The organism is Psychrobacter sp. Cmf 22.2, from assembly GCF_001921745.1.
Taxonomy (GTDB): domain Bacteria; phylum Pseudomonadota; class Gammaproteobacteria; order Pseudomonadales; family Moraxellaceae; genus Psychrobacter.
This window is the reverse complement of sequence record NZ_MRYA01000001.1, coordinates 735,346-755,203: the sequence shown is the minus strand read 5'-3', so window position 1 is coordinate 755,203 and position 19,858 is coordinate 735,346. Positions and strand designations below refer to the sequence as shown.

15 protein-coding genes and 1 tRNA gene are annotated in these 19,858 nt (G+C 42.2%); 3 read left to right on the top strand and 13 right to left on the bottom strand.

Annotated elements, in window-relative coordinates:
- Positions 1-16 precede the first annotated feature (16 nt).
- From BTV98_RS03185 to rimO, 12 genes are all read right to left on the bottom strand, one after another.
- Complete coding sequence (locus tag BTV98_RS03185; protein ID WP_058369093.1) at positions 17-1,534, bottom strand: sodium-dependent transporter; 1,518 nt, start codon at positions 1,532-1,534, stop codon at positions 17-19.
- 278 nt (positions 1,535-1,812) lie between these two features.
- Positions 1,813-2,592: an acyl-ACP--UDP-N-acetylglucosamine O-acyltransferase gene (lpxA, locus tag BTV98_RS03180; protein WP_058369094.1), complete on the bottom strand. Its 780-nt coding sequence runs from the start codon at positions 2,590-2,592 to the stop codon at positions 1,813-1,815.
- A gap of 187 nt (positions 2,593-2,779) precedes the next feature.
- Positions 2,780-3,289, bottom strand: a complete 510-nt coding sequence (fabZ, locus tag BTV98_RS03175; protein ID WP_058369095.1) for a 3-hydroxyacyl-ACP dehydratase FabZ — start codon at positions 3,287-3,289, stop codon at positions 2,780-2,782.
- A gap of 89 nt (positions 3,290-3,378) precedes the next feature.
- Positions 3,379-4,398 carry a UDP-3-O-(3-hydroxymyristoyl)glucosamine N-acyltransferase gene (gene lpxD, locus BTV98_RS03170; RefSeq protein ID WP_058369096.1) on the bottom strand — a complete coding sequence of 340 codons (1,020 nt, stop codon included), beginning with the start codon at positions 4,396-4,398 and terminating at the stop codon, positions 3,379-3,381.
- Between the two features lie 146 nt (positions 4,399-4,544).
- On the bottom strand, positions 4,545-6,959 hold the full coding sequence (gene bamA, locus BTV98_RS03165; protein WP_058369097.1) for an outer membrane protein assembly factor BamA: 2,415 nt from the start codon (positions 6,957-6,959) through the stop codon (positions 4,545-4,547).
- A 264-nt stretch (positions 6,960-7,223) separates the two neighbouring features.
- Entirely contained in the window at positions 7,224-8,600 is a 1,377-nt protein-coding gene (gene rseP, locus BTV98_RS03160) for an RIP metalloprotease RseP (protein ID WP_075102870.1), read from the bottom strand.
- A gap of 33 nt (positions 8,601-8,633) precedes the next feature.
- On the bottom strand, positions 8,634-9,836 hold the full coding sequence (gene ispC / locus BTV98_RS03155) for a 1-deoxy-D-xylulose-5-phosphate reductoisomerase (RefSeq protein ID WP_058369099.1): 1,203 nt from the start codon (positions 9,834-9,836) through the stop codon (positions 8,634-8,636).
- Between the two features lie 146 nt (positions 9,837-9,982).
- The gene (locus tag BTV98_RS03150; protein ID WP_058369100.1) at positions 9,983-10,792 is read right to left on the bottom strand and encodes a phosphatidate cytidylyltransferase; all 810 of its coding nucleotides are present in this window, start codon (positions 10,790-10,792) and stop codon (positions 9,983-9,985) included.
- A 73-nt stretch (positions 10,793-10,865) separates the two neighbouring features.
- Positions 10,866-11,621 carry a polyprenyl diphosphate synthase gene (uppS, locus tag BTV98_RS03145; RefSeq protein WP_075102869.1) on the bottom strand — a complete coding sequence of 252 codons (756 nt, stop codon included), beginning with the start codon at positions 11,619-11,621 and terminating at the stop codon, positions 10,866-10,868.
- 187 nt (positions 11,622-11,808) lie between these two features.
- Positions 11,809-12,363, bottom strand: coding sequence for a ribosome recycling factor (frr, locus tag BTV98_RS03140; protein ID WP_058369102.1), 555 nt, complete (start codon positions 12,361-12,363; stop codon positions 11,809-11,811).
- Positions 12,364-12,489: 126 nt separating this feature from the next.
- On the bottom strand, positions 12,490-13,215 hold the full coding sequence (gene pyrH / locus BTV98_RS03135) for a UMP kinase (protein ID WP_058369103.1): 726 nt from the start codon (positions 13,213-13,215) through the stop codon (positions 12,490-12,492).
- Positions 13,216-13,448: 233 nt separating this feature from the next.
- Complete coding sequence (gene rimO, locus BTV98_RS03130; RefSeq protein WP_075102868.1) at positions 13,449-15,080, bottom strand: 30S ribosomal protein S12 methylthiotransferase RimO; 1,632 nt, start codon at positions 15,078-15,080, stop codon at positions 13,449-13,451.
- Between the two features lie 139 nt (positions 15,081-15,219).
- Between rimO and BTV98_RS03125 the strand changes: the two genes are divergently transcribed.
- The 3 genes from BTV98_RS03125 to BTV98_RS03115 all read left to right on the top strand — a co-directional run bounded on the left by BTV98_RS03125 (position 15,220) and on the right by BTV98_RS03115 (position 18,733).
- Positions 15,220-16,536, top strand: a complete 1,317-nt coding sequence (locus tag BTV98_RS03125; RefSeq protein WP_058369104.1) for a nitrogen regulation protein NR(II) — start codon at positions 15,220-15,222, stop codon at positions 16,534-16,536.
- A 144-nt stretch (positions 16,537-16,680) separates the two neighbouring features.
- Positions 16,681-18,393 carry a sigma 54-interacting transcriptional regulator gene (locus BTV98_RS03120; RefSeq protein WP_197409089.1) on the top strand — a complete coding sequence of 571 codons (1,713 nt, stop codon included), beginning with the start codon at positions 16,681-16,683 and terminating at the stop codon, positions 18,391-18,393.
- Positions 18,394-18,648: 255 nt separating this feature from the next.
- Positions 18,649-18,733: transfer RNA gene (locus BTV98_RS03115), tRNA-Leu, on the top strand.
- 81 nt (positions 18,734-18,814) lie between these two features.
- On the opposite strand, the gene BTV98_RS03110 is transcribed toward BTV98_RS03115, so the two are convergent.
- A complete protein-coding gene (locus BTV98_RS03110; RefSeq protein ID WP_058369107.1) occupies positions 18,815-19,828 on the bottom strand; it encodes a serine/threonine-protein kinase in 1,014 nt (337 codons plus the stop codon).
- Positions 19,829-19,858 lie beyond the last annotated feature (30 nt).

The following is a 19,858-nucleotide window of genomic DNA, read 5'->3' as shown; positions in this document are numbered from 1 at the left end:
TAAAATTTCAATTTGGTTAGTGTGCATCATCAATCAAACGCGTTTTATCATCTTCTTCATCGTGACGACCTCTTATACGAGAAAGTATAAACGCGCCTAATCCAAAGAATACCACAACGCCCCAACCAAATAATAATAGTATGGTAGTAGAGTAACCCTCGTAAGGCTCTTGAACCAAATTGATAAGCTTCAAACCTAGGGCAATGGTCAATACGGTTGGTGTGATAACCGTCAACATAAATACCCAAGCGCCGCCTAATTTGACACTTGAGATACGGTTAATATGATCTAATAAGCCTGGAATCTTATGGCGATTAAACCATGTTACCCATACAATCGACATCAAGCCACCAGCAACGATACCAATGTTATTTGCAAAATGATCGATGACATCTACCAATACCAGCGAGCTACCAGTAGAGAACGCAGCAATCGATATTACGGCACATACGCCGCCTATTGCAGCGACTGCTTTTTTACGTGACCAAGCAAACTTATCTTGAAAAGCTGAGATAGGTACTTCAAGAATACTCACTAAAGAGCTAATACCAGCTACTACTAAAGAGCCAAAGAACAAGAAGCCAATAAAATCACCACTAGCACCCATCGTTGAGATGATTTTGGGGAATACAAAGAACGCCAGTCCTACGCCACCACTAGCAACTTCAGAGACTTCTTGACCTGTTGACATCGCCATAAAACCAATAGCAGCAAAAATACCAATACCAGCAATCAATTCAAAAGATGAGTTAGCGAAACCTACAACTAAGCCTGCACCAGTTAAATTGGTATTTCTTTTTAGGTAAGAGGCATAAGTCACCATAATACCAAAACCGACTGACAATGAGAAAAACACATGGCCATAAGCCGCAAGCCAAACATTAGGATCTTTCATTCTCTCCCAATTTGGTTCAAAAAAAGCATTCAAACCAACTTCAGCGCCTGGTAAATTGACCGCTTTAAATACCATAATACCAAACAATACTATAAGTAGTGGAATACAGATTTTGTTAGCAAGCTCAACACCCTTACGGATGCCACCAAACATAATCAAAATGGCCAATGCCCAAACAATAATCAGACCTGTAAACATCTGCGGTACGAATACAGAAGTCAGATCTCCTGTATGCTGCACAAAGTCACTGACAAAGAAGGTTGTGGTATCTTCACCCCATCTTTGTCCAAACGAGAAGACCATATAGCTGCCTGCCCATACGATGACAGCAGCATAGTAAATAGCAATGACAAAAGATACGAGCGTCTGCCACCAGCCTACAAACTGGGCAGATTTTACCATCTTCTTATAAGCACGTGGTGCGGCGGCGCGGTACTTATGTCCTATAATATAATCTAAGAACAACAGTGGAATACCTGCTGTTAATAAAGCGATAAGGTAAGGCACCATAAATGCCCCACCACCATTGTCATAAGCCACATAAGGAAAACGCCATATGTTACCCAATCCTACTGCTGAACCGACAGCCGCTACAATGAATCCAGTCCTACTCGACCAATTCTCTCTTGGTTCCGCCATACACTCCTCCTAACATTACAATGGTAAGCTACTCAAATCTCATAAACCAAGAGATAGCTAAATTAGCAAAAAAGATGTTATACATTATTTTTTAATTAAAATAGGTTGCTATAATCTTACTGAACAACTTTAGAAAGTTTCTGCTAAACATTATAAAAAGTCAAGTACTCATAAACATAAAAAACCATAACAATTAGTTATGGCTTTTTTAGATATTGACATTTATAAAGAAAAATATAGGAAAGAAGTACAAAATATTAGGAGAGGTTTATCAGATTTTAACGTACCACACCTCGTTTACTATACTGTAAAGAATTAATAAGCAGCTGGATCTTAGGTTCTTTCGGTAACAGATCTTCTTGCAAAATCTTGAGAGCCTGAACAGTCGTTAATCCAGATCTAAAAATAGTTACATATGCTTGGCGTAATATATCGATGGTCTGCTGCGACCAATCTTTGCGACGCATACCTTCAATATTAAGTCCATGAGCATGTGCCGGATTACCTGAAACCATAGTAAAAGCAGCGACATCCTTTAAAATTAGACTAGCACCACCGACTAAGCTGTAATCTTCTACTCGGCAAAACTGATGTATACCTGAATTACCACCAATAATAGTATGATTACCAATCGTCACATGTCCTGCAATACCGACATTGTTTGCAACCACATTGTGATCACCTATCATACAATCATGAGCGATATGAGTATTCACCATAAATAGATTATGGTTACCGACTTTGGTTAACTTGTTATCTTGCACAGTACCACGGTGTAAGCTACAAGCTTCACGAATAGTGTTATGATCGCCAATCTCAAGCCATGTACGCTCACCTGCATATTTTAGATCTTGTGGGTTTTCACCAATACTTGCAAACTGATAAATTTGGTTATGCTTGCCAATCCGGGTGAGTTTGGTCACTACTACGTGCCGATGCAAAGTAGTGTATGCACCAATCGTCACCTCATCACCGATGATACAATATGGTCCTATAATAGCTGTCTCATCAATCTTAGCAGACGGTGAGATGAGCGCTGTGGGATGAATCTGACTCATAATGTAGGCCTTTGTATCATTTAATACGAGTAAATGGTAAAACAGAATACCAATAGTTTAGCCTTGAGGCCAATACCAATTATAACCAAAATTATTATTGATGATGATAATTCTCATCGCGAATGCTAACATGACTCTCCAACAAATCTAGCCAATTAATAATTCAAACGCCTCTATCGTCAGCTCTTTATTGCTCTTGGCGAGCGATCATTACTTGAGCACTCGCCGCCAGCTCATCTTCGACATGTACGGTACAGTCAAACTTGTAAATACCTTGCTTTTGCATCACAGTTTTAGCACGGATGATGAGCTGATCACCAGGAATCACTCGGCGCTTAAAACGCACCTTATCAACCCCTGCAAACAAATACAAATAACCATCTTCGGCAGTTAAACCTGCACTAATAAAGCCTAATACACCTGAAACTTGAGCCATAGACTCGACCATTAATACACCTGGCATAATAGGCTCATCAGGAAAATGTCCATTAAAAAACTCTTCATTAATAGTCACATTCTTAATGCCAGTAATACACTCACCAGGTTTACAAGCTGTGATTTTGTCCACCAACATAAAAGGATAGCGGTGTGGCAAATAGTGTTTGAGTGTATGATAAGTTAGCGGCAGTGTCAGACCTTGCTCAGATAATGTTTTGATGTCTTCATCATTTAAAGTATCTATGTCTATAGCACTCATAAAGTGGCTTCCTTGCTTTTATTGCATATTGTTGATAGTAGAATTGTTTTCATGTTCATAAACTTATAGATATCTTTAAATAAGTATATTTAGCTGTCACCTAGTTGCCGGAAGCGTACTGCTGCTCGCCGCCATTTGGCAGTTGGCATTGCAGCCGTTCCTGAGGAGTATGAGCCGGCTATCTTAATAGATTTCGTCACCATCGTCATACCTGATAAAGTAACATCATCTGTGATATCGACATGACCAGTGATACCTACTGCGCCGCCAATGATACAACGTTTGCCAATAGTAGTACTACCAGCAATACCTGTATTGGCAGCAATAGCGGTGCCAGCTCCAATACGTACGTTATGAGCGATTTGAACCAAATTATCAATAATAACATGGTCACCAATGATAGTATCATCAACAGCCCCGCGGTCAATACAGGTATTACTACCAACGCGGACATGGCTACCAACGACCACACGCCCTAGCTGTGCGATACGTTCCCACCCATCAATACTTGGATCTTGAGTCGGAGCAAAGCCAAAACCTTCAGCACCGATGCTAACGCCAGCATGTAGTCTAACATAATCGCCAATAATACAATCATGTCCAATAACGACTTGCGACTTAAACACACAATCAGTACCAACATGACTGTATGCTTCAACGACTACATTGGCATTTAGGCAGCTACGGTCACCGATATGCACATATTCACTAATTACGCAGTAAGGACCAATATGAACATCAGCACCAATTACTGCACTCTCAGCGATAATTGCTGTCGGATGAATAGTGTTAATTTCTGTAGTATGACGGACAAAAAGCTGACTACTGCTAGCATAAGCCAAATAGGGTGACGCGACGACTAGAGCAACAGACGATGGCGGTACTTGCTCACGATATTGCTCAGTGACAAGCACTATGCCTGCCTGAGTATGCGCCAAGCTATCTATATAATTTGGATCTGCTAAAAAACTTAGCTGCGTACTATTTGCGTCAGTCAGACTACCGACACCGCTTAGGGTTAGAGTTAACTGATCGGTAGTAAGCTCAGCTTTATTTAATACTGGCTGACGCTGCTCAATTTGAGAGATAAGCTGCTTAATCGTTATCATAATTGGCGTTAATATTATTAATAAAGATAAAACTGGTGCCAAACTGATGTTTCAGTTTAGCGACCAATTAAAATAATAGGTATAAAATAATACCAAGCTTTTAAAGTCAACTTCGTAATAAAGCGACTTTAAGTCAATAGACTTAACTAGAACGTGCTACCAATCTGGAACTGAACTTTTTCAGTCTCATCATTTTCTTTATCGCCGATAGGTACAGCATAACTTAATGAGATAGGACCGATAGGTGTATACCAAGTGACCCCTGCACCCGCACTAAAGCGCAGGTCGTTGTCTTGGGTAAGCAATGGCACCTCTGTATCATTACCATTAGCGGGGTTAATAAAGGTGCGATCTTCTTTATCTGTGGTATCAAAGACCTGACCACCTTCAGCGAACAGTACTGGACGCACTTGATCAGCCCAGTCACCTTTAAATGGCATTGGCAAGATCAGTTCAGTACCAAAGGTCGCTAACGCATTACCGCCAACCTCTTCTTTTTGAACACTTTCAAAGCCATTTACGGCGTTGTAATAAGACTCAGAGCGTGGACCGAGCGTCGACGCTTCATAACCACGTACCGAACCATAACCACCGGCGTAAAAGTTTTCATAGAAAGGCAAATCATTACCATAGCCAAGCTTGGTATAGCCACGTGCGATCACATCTTTATACACAGGATAGTACACATTACCCGTGTAAAGCAGTTTCTGATAATTCGTATCGCCAAACCCAAAAGTGGCATTAACATTGTGGCTCATGCCTTTAGTCGGAAATACAGGGCGATCTAGCGTACTATAATCCCATCCTAAAAGTAGGTTGTAGGTGTTATAGTCGTTTTTGAAACTAGTTCGACCTTCAAACTCTCCAGAAAATGCTTCAGTAGTACCACCATCATCGATGATTTGTTGAACGTTTGATACGCCAAGCCAACGACCACCACGTACGGCAGTGTTATCAAAATTTACCCCAGCACTGACGCGCTTGGTCTCATCTACAGGGTAGCTATAGTTTAGTGTTGCGCCGTATGAGTCAGTAACATAATTACTGACGTTTCGATCATCATATTTAGTCTCGCGATAATAAGCGCTGACGCCTTGGGATACGCCATTTTCTGTAAAGTACGGATCTGTATAACCTAAACTATAAGAATCACGTGTCTCTGAACGTGATAAAGCAGCTTTAACGCGGTTACCTGTACCCATGAAGTTGTTCTGTGTAAGATCTAGCTGGAACGTCACACCGCCACTTTGTGAATAACCTGCAGCAATGGTCGAGCTACCAGACGGTTGTTCCTCAACCGTATAGTTAATATCGACTTGGTCCGGCTGATTAGGGACTGGTTTTACATCGACATTGACTGCTTTAAAGAAGCCTGTACGCATCAAACGAGTACGTGACAGCTGTATCTTATCATTGGATGCCAGCGCCCCTTCTAACTGACGCATTTCACGACGTAATACTTCGTCTTGTGTTTTAATATTGCCATTGAAGTTGATACGACGTACATAGATAGGGCGCGCAGGATCAATATAATAATCAATATCGACAACTTTGGTTTCGTCATCAATACGTGGTACTGGACGTACTTGTGCTAAATAATAACCTTCATTGCCATAACGGCTTTTTAAAGCAGCGGTAGACGCATCAAGTTTGGCTTGTGAGTATTGCTCATTAGACTCAAAAGTAACAAGCTCGTCCAGCTCATCAGTAGCAAATTTTGGATCTCCTAAGAAATTTATTTCGCCAAATTGATACTGCTCACCTTCGCTTACACTAACTTCAATGAACACACTACGCTTATCTTCACTAATATTTAGTACAGCGTTATCAACATTAAAGCGTACATAACCATCGTTTTGGTATAGGGCTTTTAAGTTCTCTAGACTGGCAGCCAGCTTTTCTTTTGCGTAGCGATCAGATTTAGATAATAGACGTGTCCATGAAGATTCTTTTACCGCAAAAACGTCTTTGATGTCTTCGTCACTAAAATGTTTATTACCAATGACGTTGATATCGACCACTTTAGCAGGCTTGCCTTCAATAAAGCGCACATCTAGCTTTACACGGTTGCCATCAAGTAAAGTTTGATCCACCTCGATATTACTGTTGTAATAACCTTGGCTAATATACTGTTGTTGTAACTCGTTGGCAACGCCTTGTAGAGTGGATTGTTTGAGTACATCACCTGCAGATAGTCCAGCGTTTTCGAGTCCTTGCTCTAGACCTTCTTCGGGGATAAGCTTATTACCTTCAAAATTCACTTCAGCGATAATAGGACGTTCGATGACATCAAAACTCAGCTGACCACCTTCGACACGGCTTTGAATATTTGCAAAATTGTCAGTGGCATACAGTGCTTTAATACTGGCTGCAAGACTACTGTCGTTGACCGTATCACCTATTGTTACAGGTAAGACCGGATACAAGCTATCAGGGGTTAGACGTTGTAGACCAGTAAAGCCAATATCAGTGACTACAAAGTTTGCCGCCTGTACAGGCATACTTATCATTGCTACAACTAACGGCAACCCAGCCGCACTCATAAATAAAGGCGTACGCATAAACACTATCCGTCAATAAAAAACTTGCTTAAGTTAAGGTAAAAAGCATATTTTGTCTAGTCCAATTGGTACGCAATTTGCGATTCAAACATGAACTGACAGAGGACACTTTATATAAAATGCATCATAAAATAAACTAAAAATTACGATTAGTACAGTTGCATTGATGCAACAGCAATAGCAAACCAGCCAAACAACTAGGACACAATGTCTGTGTAGACGTTAGTGTGTCGTACTTTACTTGATAAATGACTCAGCCTCTACTTAAAACAGCCTACTAATATCATTACCAATCGCTAACACCATGAAACCTGCCAGTAAGAGTAAACCAATATTTAATCCTACAATTTGAACCCCTTCTGACAGGGGCTTGCCACGAATCAACTCAATAAGATGATACACAATATGCCCACCATCCAACACAGGAATCGGTAATAGATTCAAGACTGCAAGGCTCAAACTAATTAAGGCGGCAGTAGACAGCACCATCTCCCAACTAATATCAAAGCTTTGTTTGGCGACTTTGGCGATGGTAATAGGTCCAGACAAATTATCAAGACCAATCATACCTGAGATCATCTTGCCCATTGAACTGACTGTCATTACGGCCAGCTGTTCCGTTTTTTCAAACGATTTTACCATTGCTTCGCCAGGACCGTAAGCTATAGTGGTTTTATACGCATCAGGAATAACAATCTCAGTTTGTTCAACCATAGCACCGATCTGACCGTAGGCATTGCCTAGATTGTCTTTCTTACCTTGCGGCATAATTTGTAGCTGTACTGGTTCGCCGTCACGAATGACGGTAAAGTTTAGTAGCACCTCAGGATTGTCACGAATCATTCGTGTAGCACTGATCCAATCTTCAATCTCTTTATTGTTAATCGCTATAATGCGATCGCCTACTTCTAGGCCTTGACGTACAGCTGCTCCATCCGCTGATAAATCACCAACGATTGGTGCAATCTGTGGCTGCCAAGGTAACATCCCCAAACTGGTTAGCGCATCCTTACCTTTATCCTCACCCTGCATAAATTGCATAACAGGTGCTTGATAAGTTTTTGCCTCATCTGTAGATGATTTGTCTGGTTGTAGCGTAATACTGACATTACCCGTCTCACCCATTCGTCCTGCTAAACGATAATTAATCCCTTCCCACGTCTGTACTTCATGACCATCAATTGCGATAATTTTATCCCCAACTGGCAACTGTGCCATCGCCGCTGGAGTATCTGGCAGTACTTGTCCAATCTTCGTCGCTAATTGCTCAGATGGGGTCATAAACAATACCCAAAATAGCGCGATTGCAATGATAAAGTTCATGATTGGACCAGCAGCGACGATAGCGATTTTTTTTAATGGGTGCTGACGATTAAACGCCAAATGCAATTCATCTTTTGGCACTTCACCTTCACGCTCATCAAGCATCTTGACGTAACCACCTAGCGGCAGCATAGAAATACGATAGTCGATGCCACTTTTTTTACTGGTCCAGCCCGTCAACTTTGGGCCAAAACCAATAGAATAGGTTAGCACTTTGACACCGCATAATCGTGCCACTATATAGTGACCCCACTCATGCAATGCAATTAAAGGCCCTAAAACAAAAATCGCTGCGAGCAGTGTTAGTAAAAACGTCATGATCTTTTCTCGTTTAGGTTACTCTTCATCATGCTATGCTATCTCAGCGACAAGTGCTTCGGTATGACGCCTTGCTAGTTTATCAATCGCTAAAATATTATCGATATCAGCATTTTCATCTAATAGGGGTACTTGTATCTCGGTTAACGCCCGCTCATTGATATCGGCAATATCAGTTAAACGTAACCGACTTGTTAAGAACGCCGCGACTGCTATCTCATTGGCAGCGTTCAATATAATGGTCGCTTGCGTACCCGCTTGCATGGCTTGACGTGCAAGACGCAGACAAGCAAACTTATGCAAGTCTGGTTTAATAAACTCTAAACCACTTAGCGCATATAAGTCCAATGGTTGAGAGCCACTATCAATCCGTTCAGGATAGCTCAAAGCATGCGCAATCGGCGTTTTCATATCCGGGCTGCCAAGCTGCGCTAAAAAGCTACCATCGCTATATTCTACCATTGAGTGAATGATACTTTGTGGATGAATGACCACATTTATCTTACTTTCTGGCAAATCAAATAAATGACAAGCTTCGATCAGCTCAAGTCCTTTGTTCATCATCGTCGCAGAATCAACCGATATCTTTTGACCCATCGACCAGTTTGGATGTTTGACCGCTTGAGCAACGCTTGCCTGCTGCATCTGATCAAACGACTGCTGCAAAAATGGTCCACCTGAAGCGGTTAACCACAATTTACGTACGCCATAGCTTGGCTCATGAATTTGAGTGTTGTTTTGCTGAATAGCAGGTGGCAAACATTGAAAAATTGCATTGTGTTCAGAGTCGATGGGTAATAAAGTAGCATTATGCCTTTTGACCGCTGCAATCATAACTTGCCCTGCCATGACTAGCGCTTCTTTATTAGCAAGCAGGATACGCTTACCAGCACGTGCAGCCGCTAACGTTGAAGGCAGTCCTGCGGCACCAACAATAGCTGCGACCACAGTATCTACTTGGTTATCAGTGGCAATATCTATCAGACCGCTATCGCCACTTACTACATCGATGGACAAGCCTGCCTCATCTAAACGCTGAGCAAAGTCATCAACAGCAGCCGTTGGCACACAAACACGCATCGGCTCAAACTGCTGGCACAGCGCAAATAGTTTGTCCAAACGCTGATACCCAGATAAAGCATAGACGTTATAGTCTTGCGTATGCGCCGCTAAAATTGCTAATGTGCTGTCACCAATAGAGCCCGTTGCGCCAAGTACAGCGATGCGTTGCGTCATAACTATTAATGCCCATAAATATTGAGAAAAAAGGTATCGTTGAAAATAAAAATCGTCTAGCTAAAACGTCAAGTCAGCAAAAAGTTGCTGCTGACTCTGTAAGACATGGCGTCAAGATAAATAAATGGATTAAAGTAGATACAAATTTATACAATGAGTAATCCCAAATGTTGCAGACTCCAAAACCCGAGGGCAAATACCGGAGTTGCAGATAATAGGGAATCGATACGATCTAGAATACCGCCATGACCTGGTAAAATAGTCCCTGAGTCTTTTACCTTGGCACGGCGTTTAAGCATAGACTCAAACAGGTCACCCAATACTGAGGCAAGAATCGTCACAGCAGAGAGTGCGACAAAGGCGACCAAAGCCATACCTGTCAGTTGCAGCTTAAAGACACTAATAGCGATAACTACCACTAAGCCAGTTACCAAGCCACCAGCTAACCCCTCCATACTCTTATTAGGAGATACGTTGGGTGCCATCTTACGTCGACCAAGCTTGCGTCCAACGAAGTAAGCGCCACTGTCTGCACACCATACCAATAAGAATACATACATTAGCCACCAAGCCGATAACTGCCATAGATAGAACATTGCGGTGATAGAGGCAGTCAATATAACCACTCCCATCAGACTCAGCTTTTTACCATACCAATTTGTGTATGTTGGAAAATTACGAACCCAAGATAATGCCAGCAGCCAGATGACTAAAGAAGCAATCCACCACATCACCCACGTAATTTCAAGCAGTAAAGATATTAGAGTGATTGTCAGTACCATCATGACAAAGACAACAGGTTGACGCCATTTAGGCATCAGCTTCGTCCATTCGTGCGCAGCAATGGTGACTCCAATCGCTAATAACGGTGCAAAGAAGATGGGCGTTTGACTTGCAAACAATGCAATTCCAACAATAATAATTAAAATAATTGCTGTTTTAATCCGTTGCCACATACCAATCAGACCTTATAGTAAAAAGAGACATTTGCTCAATATTGCATTATAGCAGCTAATACAAATGCATGAACTAGCGCAATAATTGCGTTTCAATCTGTTCGCTGGTTTTACCAAAACGGCGTTGACGCTTGGCAAACTCTGTAATCATGTCCGCAAGCTCATTTGCTGCAAAATCTGGCCATAACGTTTGAGTAAAGAACAGCTCTGCATAAGCTGCTTGCCACAATAAGAAATTGGAAATCCTATATTCACCGCCCGTTCTGATTAACATATCCACCGCAGGCGCATCAGCTAACTGTACGTATTGACCAAGCAAATCATTATTGATGTCTTCAGCACGTAAACCACCCGCCTCAACTTGTAGAGCAAGCTGTTTTGCAGCATGTGCAACATCCCATTGACCACCGTAACTGATAGCAATCACCAGTGTCATCGCCTCAAAATGGGCTGTTTTAGCTTCTGCATCGAGCATTAAGGTTTGTAAATCGTCGTCAAGCTGACTGCGGTCACCTATAAAACGCAACCGAATACGATACTTATTCATGCGCGGCATTTGCTCATGAATGGTTGAGGTCAGTAAACGCATGAGTAGGGCCACCTCACTTGGTGGTCGTTGCCAGTTTTCACTCGAAAATGCAAATACCGTGAGCACCTCAATGCCAGTATCTAAACAATACTCAACGATAGGGTCTAGTGCATCTTTACCAGCAATATGCCCTTCCCCGCGACCTAAAGCATTGGCTTTGCCATAACGGTTATTGCCATCCATGATGATAGCGATATGACGAGGAACAATAGTAGAACCGAGGGAGGTTAAAATAGACATGGACTATACTGCTTATTATCAAGGTAAATTTATCAGCGATATGGCTTTGAGAAGATGCTGTTAAAATGCTGCAAATGTCTTGCATCGTTGGACATAAAACATATAAAAACAGGCAGCCAATAATAACGGGCCATTGACTACCCATGTAATAAACCTGTTAGCAAACCATTACTAAAAATAGTACGGCTTATACAATCATCAACTCAGTCTCTTTAGCATCGAGTTTTTTATCAATGCTCCCGATAAACTTATCAGTGATTTTTTGAATATCATCACTAGCACGGCGCTCATCATCTTCTGAGATTTCTTTTTCTTTTGCCAAGTCTTTGATGTCATTCATCATATCACGGCGGATATTACGAATAGAAACGCGGCTGTTTTCAGCCTCACTCCGTGCAAGCTTTTGCATATCACGGCGTGTCTCTTCAGTCAGAGCTGGCATCGGTACACGAATAACATCAGCAGTCATTGGATTTAGACCCAAGTCTGCCTCACGAATTGCTTTGTCTACCGCTTGTACCATCGTGCGATCAAACGGTTGGACCAGTAGCGTACGTGAGTCTTCGACATTGACACTAGCGACTTGGTTAAGTGGTGTATCAGCACCGTAGTAGCTGACCATGATGCCTGACAACATACCTGGATGTGCACGCCCAGTACGAACTTTACTAAAGGTGCTTTCCAACGCCTCTAATGTCTTTTGCATGCGTGATTCGCCGTCTTGCTTAATCTCTTTAATCATTATATATCCTTACTTATCAATATCGATAATGTTCTATATTATTACATTATGAGAGGTACATGACCTATTATGCTACTGTCATTTAAAGCAGTTGATTATCAACTGTCTATAAACGATTAACTTTGGTTAATGATAAACGCGTGTGCCTTCGTTCTCGCCCATTACAACATTTAATAGAGCGTTGGGCTTGGTCATATCAAATACTTGTAGCGGTACGTTATGCTCACGGCACAGCGCAATAGCGGTCAAATCCATCACGCCAAGCTTTTGCTCTAGTACCTCATCAAAGGTTAGACCATCGTATTTGGTCGCATCAGCGTGCAAGCTTGGGTCTTTGTCGTAAACACCATCAACTTTAGTAGCTTTTAGAATCAAGCCTGCTTCAATTTCAATACCGCGCAAACAAGCAGCCGTGTCTGTCGTAAAGAAGGGATTGCCAGTACCAGCAACAAAAATACAAACTTCACCATTTTTGAGGTAACGAATCGCATTTCGGCTACTATAGCTTTCGGTGACTTCACCAATTGGCAATGCTGACATCAAACGCGTCTTAATATTACGGCGCTCAAGGGCATCTCGCATCGCAAGGCCATTCATGACGGTTGCAAGCATGCCCATTTGGTCACCAGTGACACGGCCAACTAAGCCTTCTTTTTGTAGCTGCGCGCCACGATATAAATTACCGCCGCCAACAACAATACCAACTTGAACCCCAAGGCCACGCAAGTGTGCAATCGACAAGCTCATCTTATCAAGCACTTCAGTATCAATCCCCATATCCTTGCCACCAGCTAAGGCTTCGCCGGAGAGTTTGAGCAATATGCGCGAGAAACGAGGGTTTTTGTCAGACATGAGGGCACCTTTTTATCGTTAAATTTATCATTAAATAATGGTTGAAACCAATAGAATTGGAACACAGGTTAGAACCGATAGTCCAAAACAAGCTAGTAGGCCAAATTGCGCTAATTGTAGCAAAAACTACTCACAATTGGGCAATTTTCATCGGTAATCCGTGCCAGTTTTTATTTAGTCACTCGGTGGACACCGATGTTCAAAATTCATGCAGCGCTTTTTATAACGTTTAATTAGCCTTGGTAACTGGCAAATAAGTCATATTCGCTAGCATCATCGATAGTGACGGTTAAGAATGCCCCGACTTTCACTTTGGCGGTAATATCATCTACATAGACATGACCGTCAATCTCTGGTGCATCAGCATAACTACGACAGATAGCAATGTTTTCTTCATGATCAATCTCATCGACCAACACCGTTAAGGTCTTACCGGTTTTCTCTTGTAGCTTTTGTGCTGAAATGTCTTGTTGTAATGCCATCAAGCGCTCGTAGCGAGATTGCTTAACGTCTTCAGGTACGTGATCAGGCAGAGCGTTAGCAACCGCGCCTTCTACTTCTGAATACGTAAAAGCACCAACTCGATCAAGGCGTGCCTCAATCAGCCAATCAAGCAAGCATTGAAAATCCTCTTCCGTCTCACCAGGGAAACCAACGACAAAGGTTGAACGAATGACGATATCAGGACAAATCTCACGCCATGCTTTAATGCGTGCCAAGGTGTTTTCGCTATGCGCTGGACGCTTCATCGCTTTTAGGATGCGGTGGCTGGCATGTTGAAAAGGTATGTCTAGATAAGGTAATAGTTTTTTCTCACTCATGAGCTCAACGACTTTATCCACGTGTGGATATGGATAAACATAATGCAGACGTACCCAGATACCTAAGTCATTCAATGCTTGACATAAGTCATAAAACTTTGACTTAAGCGGCATGCCATTCCAAAAGCTGGTTTTATACTTTAGGTCTAGCCCATAAGCAGACGTGTCTTGCGAGATAATAAGCAGCTCTTTCACACCAGCGTTTTTGAGCGCCAGCGCTTCAGTCATTACATTATCAATCGGGCGTGATGCTAAATCGCCGCGCAAGCTTGGGATGATGCAAAAGGTACAGCGGTGATTGCAGCCTTCTGATATTTTTAGATAAGCATAATGGCTTGGGGTCAACTTAATACCCGCCTCATCGATCAAATCTATCTTTGGGTCGTAGTTTGCATCGAGACTGCGGTTTGGTTTGGGTACATACTGGGAGACCGCCGTGATTACTTCATCATAAGCATGTGCACCAGTCACTGCTAGCACTGCTGGGTGCATTTCACGTATCTTTTCAGCCTCCTTACCCAAGCAGCCCGTCACGATGACTTTACCGTTTTTACTGATAGCTTCACCGATTGCATCAAGCGACTCTTGTACCGCTGACTCAATAAAGCCGCAAGTATTGACCACCACTAGGTCTGCACCGTCATAGTCGCTTGCCACTTGATAGCCATCGCGACTAAGCTCTGTAATAATACGTTCACTATCTACTAGAGCCTTTGGGCAACCTAAAGACACAAACCCTATCTTTGGCGCATTGATTGCGGGAGCATCAGCGCTCGCTACGTTGGTAGTCGCGTCGCTACTTTGTGCAATGCTACGGTTTTGATTATGATTGGCCTTATGATGGTAAGGTTGGATAGTCGCAGGCTCTTGCTCTTGTTGCGTTTGAGCAGGATTAAACACCGTTGCAGTATCTTTTATCGTTTGTATCTTTGTTGCTGATACATCAGCACTTGAAGCGACTGTATCTAAGTTTAAGTCTGAATTTGAGTTTGAGCTATCGATTGAAAGCGTAGAATCAGAAGACTGAGTAGAAATATTGGGCATGGCTAACCTTGCTAAAGATAAATTGGCTGGACGCATTGTACGTTTTTTTTATGACAATCACCAGTTTTGCCGCGCTAGAGTATTGATTTATGGTTAAATATTCACTTAAATTTGATTTGTAACTAGGCTTCTTATATTTATGGCATCTCCAGTAGCACCCAATGACGCATCAGACTCGGCTTTTATTGTGCAGCATTTATATACTGCTGTCTTATGGGTCAATGATGATCTGACGATTACTTGGCTCAATGCCCAAGCTGAGCAGCTATTAGCGATCAGTCGTGAACGGTTATTGGGCCAGTCTATATTGACATTATTAGCACCTGAAGAACTTGAAAAAGATGAAAGAGATAGCATAGATAACCTCTCAAACAAACCTTTGCACAACCATCTAAAACCTTATGCTGTAGAGCAAAAACGTCCCATTTGCTCTTTGAGTGAACGCTTTAATCAAGCGCAAAAATATCAACAACCTTTCATCGACCATGATCATAAAATAACGCTGCAAGCGGGCGACATAGCCGTGACAATAGACTATAGCGTCACGCCTGTTGTGTATCAGCAGCAAGCTCATTATATAATTGAGATGTGGGGCAAAGACCGACAAAGCCGCATCTCAGAAGAACAACGCCAACAGCAGCAATATGATGTCGCGCGTCACATGCTGCGCTCAGTGGCTCACGAAGTAAAAAACCCGCTAGCTGGTATCCGCGGTGCTGCACAATTATTACAACGACAATTTGTCAAATTTAGTGAAAAAAATATTAATAAAAACCTGCAAAAAACCACTGATAAGTTACGTAGTTATACCGATATTATTATCTCAGAGACTGACCGTTTAACCCAGCTCATCGGTCAGCTTCTTGGCTCCAATCAATTGCCAAACTGGCAAGCTGTCAATATTCATGAGCCACTAGAGCATGTGCTAACTTTGGTGATGAATAATTACTCGCAAGTGACTTTAAAACGTGATTATGACCTATCTTTGCCTGAGCTGGATGCTGATAAAGACCAGTTGATCCAAGTATTTTTAAATCTAATTAATAATGCTTGTGAGGCAATGACAGAGCAATATGCAGCAAATAATTTTGACACGGCCCATGCAAAAGCAAATGACACTCAGACAGATAAAGGCTATAAACCGCAGTTGCATATCCAAACGCGTGTGGCTTTTCAACATACTATTGGCAGCCAGCAACACAAACAAGTGCTGCAAGTCGCTATCACTGATAATGGCTCAGGCATAGATGATGCATTGATTGGGCAGATATTTTTTCCGATGGTGACCAGTCGTGCTTCGGGCACTGGCTTGGGGTTATCTATCGTACAAGATATTATCAGCCGACATCATGGTATGATTGATGTCAGCTCCATTGTCACTAAAAACCATGAGCCGCATAAACAGACACGATTTACCCTATATTTACCCTTTAATCAGCCAGCACTTGACGCATGAATGTAATAGCGAAATAAAGATTAGAATAATTCCACTGAATTAAACCATAATCCTGAAACAATTGCTCATCAGGCCTAACACATGACTAAATATAACCACTACCCTAAATCTAAAAGCGCTACTAAGATGCCGAATAACGAGACGATGAATAACCAAACGATCAAAGTAACGGTCAATAATGTGCCCGATGCAAGCCCTGCAACTCTATGGTTAATCGATGATGACGCAGCATTGCGATTGATACTGGCTGATACTTTTGAAGACGCTGGCTTTATGGTTGTCAGCTTTACGCAAGCACAGGCGGCGTGGACTCAGCTTAATGATATCTTACAACAGCACGCATCAGCGACGCAGTTGCCGGATGTAATTTTAACCGATATCCGTATGCCGATGATGGATGGCTTATCATTTAGTGATTGGGTACATAAGCATTTTCCTCAGCTGCCCGTGGTCATTATGACTGCTCATTCGGACATCAGCTCTGCCATTGACAGCTATAAGACGGGAGCTTTTGAGTATCTGCCTAAACCCTTTGATTTGGATGAAGCAGTCGCAACGATTTATAAAGCCATTAACTATCAGCCGATTAACCAGATAACTAATAAACAAGCCGAAACCGATGTCAAAGCTCAGGCAGAAAAAGAAGGCAAGTTGCATCCAAAAACCAAACCAATGGACCGCTTTAATAGCTCAGTAGAAAACGAATCTTTAGATACAGACAAGACTAATAAGCAAGCTAATAATGGCTTCAATGGTATTATTGGCCAGTCACAAGCTATGCAAACGGTCTTTCGAGCCGTTGGGCGACTGGCGCATTCTCCTATCACCGTACTGATTACAGGCGAGTCAGGTACAGGTAAAGAGCTGGTCGCAAGCGCTCTACATCAGCACTCACCAAGGCAGCAAGAGCCTTTTATCGCGCTTAACATGGCAGCCATCCCCCATGATTTGATAGAGTCTGAGCTATTCGGGCACGAAAAAGGCGCTTTTACAGGCGCTACCACGCGTAGACAAGGACGTTTTGAACAAGCGAATGGTGGCACACTGTTTTTGGATGAAATCGGTGACATGCCCTTTAGTACACAAACACGCTTGTTACGGGTATTGGCAAATGGAGAGTTCTATCGCGTTGGCGGACAGCAGCCTATCAAGGTCGATGTACGTATTATCGCTGCGACTCATCAAAATCTAGAGCATCTTGTACAGCAAGGCAAGTTTCGTGAAGACTTATTTTATCGCTTAAACGTCATTCGCCTGCCATTACCACCACTGCGCTCACGCCGTGAGGACATCCCTGCTCTGACCGCACACTTTATGCAGCGCGCCGCTGAGCAAATGAACACTGCACCAAAGCAACTGCACCCCCAAGCACTGCACCTCATGCAAGCATTTGACTGGCGAGGCAACGTACGTCAACTCGAAAACGTGTGCTTATGGCTGACGGTCATGGCAACTGGTGACACGGTTTTGATTGAAGATTTACCACCTGAGCTCTTGGATAATCATAATCATTCTTTGCAGCAACAATCTAATCAACCACATAATGATGTTTATGATAACGACCTTCATCATAATGACATAATGCGGCCTTTGAAGCCTACCTCCTACTCAGTTGCGACATTAACTTGGCAAGAGTTGCTAGCAGACTGGGCGAAAGAATCGCTACAGGCGGGTGAAACCGATATTTTACAGACAGCAACACCTGATTTCGAACGCGTATTACTGAATGCAGCGCTTACTCATAGTGGCGGCAAAAAGATTACGGCAGCCAATTTACTAGGCTGGGGACGTAATACTTTAACCCGTAAACTCCAGCTGCTCGATATTGATTCCTCAGAGAAACAATCAGAAGAGTAATAATAATTGATCAGGTTCAAAAGTGGATTTAACACTACGTATTTGAAAAAGCCTGATTTGAAAGTCATAGTGAAATCAAGCATTTATACATACAAGTAAAAAAAATTGTGATTAATTTAAAATTATTTGCAAAAAGGGGTTGCCAAACTATTTAAACTCTATATAATAGCCAACCACTGAGACGCACTACCGAATCAGTTATTTATCTAGATGGTATTTGAATCTAAACACCTTTGATGATAAAGTTTTGATAATGGGGCTGTGGCGGAATTGGTAGACGCACCAGATTTAGGTTCTGGCGCCGCAAGGTGTGAGAGTTCGAGTCTCTCCAGCCCCACCATTTTTGGATAGTACATCTTAGACCAAATATTAAAACCTGCTTTTTAGCAGGTTTTTTTGTGTCTAGAATTTATTTTTTGACTTAGACACTTTCCAAATCTTCTAATATCTCACTCATATTCCGATACCGCCTCTCTACTCGCTTCGCCAAAGCCTTATTAATAATTCTCTGATAGCCCTGATACTCTGGTGGCAAGGTTGGGATAGACTGCTGACAATGCTGAATTGCCCAATTTTTTAGCGGTTCACAACTTTGAGAATTTAACTGAAATGGCCTATTGCCCGTTAATACCTCATACAACATTATTCCAAATGCATAAATATCACTTTGTACCGTTGCGCCCTGCCCTTGCCAGCATTCAGGTGCAAGATAAGCTGGCGTGCCTGCAGGGTTTGCTACGCTGGGCTTATCAATATTCTCTGCTAACGCAAAATCAGTCAGCAATAAACTGGGCATGATGATGCTATTATCCGCACTATTCGGTAAAAAATTATCTAGCAAAACATTACTCGGCTTAATATCATTGTGCAGCCAGCCAGCTCTATGAATATTGGCTATTAGATGCGCGATCTGGTTTATGAGTTGCTGTTTTGTCTTATCACTTAATGATGAATACTCCTCATTACTTAACTGCTGTGCCAAGCTACCATTCTCGTAGTAAGGCATAGCAAGGAGATTAAGCTGCCATATTTGCTCTAAAAATTCCATATATACAGTTTCGAAAGCTAATACTGGGGGTACGATAGTTTGAGGAATGTTCTGAGCCTCAGTTAACTGTAAAATACTGACAGCGTTTAAGACCGCAACTTCAGTTTGTAAGGTAGACAACTCATGATTACTATGCTGACTAAGCTCCCACTTAATCATGACACAACCAAACTGCGAATGGAGCGCACGCGTTAGCCCTTGATAGCTGGTTGTTTTGAGCTGCTGCTTTTGGTCATTATTTTGCTGGCTAATACGTTGATGAGCTATCTCATAATAGCCTAGTTTTGTTAGCACAGTATTTAATTTTGGTAGTAGCTCTTCCGCTTGCCTACGCAAGGTTAGCTTTATCGCTTGTATTGTAGACAGATTGCTGGCACTATTTTTCATGGTACAACCAAGCCCTTATAGAACTGTTAT

Excerpts from the sequence above, each read along its gene's own strand:
- BTV98_RS03185 (WP_058369093.1), bottom strand. The coding sequence starts at position 1,534 with ATGGCGGAACCAAGAGAGAATTGGTCGAGTAGGACTGGATTCATTGTA.
- lpxA (WP_058369094.1), bottom strand. The coding sequence starts at position 2,592 with ATGAGTCAGATTCATCCCACAGCGCTCATCTCACCGTCTGCTAAGATT.
- fabZ (WP_058369095.1), bottom strand. The coding sequence starts at position 3,289 with ATGAGTGCTATAGACATAGATACTTTAAATGATGAAGACATCAAAACA.
- lpxD (WP_058369096.1), bottom strand. The coding sequence starts at position 4,398 with ATGATAACGATTAAGCAGCTTATCTCTCAAATTGAGCAGCGTCAGCCA.
- bamA (WP_058369097.1), bottom strand. The coding sequence starts at position 6,959 with ATGCGTACGCCTTTATTTATGAGTGCGGCTGGGTTGCCGTTAGTTGTA.
- rseP (WP_075102870.1), bottom strand. The coding sequence starts at position 8,600 with ATGACGTTTTTACTAACACTGCTCGCAGCGATTTTTGTTTTAGGGCCT.
- ispC (WP_058369099.1), bottom strand. The coding sequence starts at position 9,836 with ATGACGCAACGCATCGCTGTACTTGGCGCAACGGGCTCTATTGGTGAC.
- BTV98_RS03150 (WP_058369100.1), bottom strand. The coding sequence starts at position 10,792 with ATGTGGCAACGGATTAAAACAGCAATTATTTTAATTATTATTGTTGGA.
- uppS (WP_075102869.1), bottom strand. The coding sequence starts at position 11,621 with ATGTCTATTTTAACCTCCCTCGGTTCTACTATTGTTCCTCGTCATATC.
- frr (WP_058369102.1), bottom strand. The coding sequence starts at position 12,363 with ATGATTAAAGAGATTAAGCAAGACGGCGAATCACGCATGCAAAAGACA.
- pyrH (WP_058369103.1), bottom strand. The coding sequence starts at position 13,215 with ATGTCTGACAAAAACCCTCGTTTCTCGCGCATATTGCTCAAACTCTCC.
- rimO (WP_075102868.1), bottom strand. The coding sequence starts at position 15,080 with ATGCCCAATATTTCTACTCAGTCTTCTGATTCTACGCTTTCAATCGAT.
- BTV98_RS03125 (WP_058369104.1), top strand. The coding sequence starts at position 15,220 with ATGGCATCTCCAGTAGCACCCAATGACGCATCAGACTCGGCTTTTATT.
- BTV98_RS03120 (WP_197409089.1), top strand. The coding sequence starts at position 16,681 with ATGAATAACCAAACGATCAAAGTAACGGTCAATAATGTGCCCGATGCA.
- BTV98_RS03110 (WP_058369107.1), bottom strand. The coding sequence starts at position 19,828 with ATGAAAAATAGTGCCAGCAATCTGTCTACAATACAAGCGATAAAGCTA.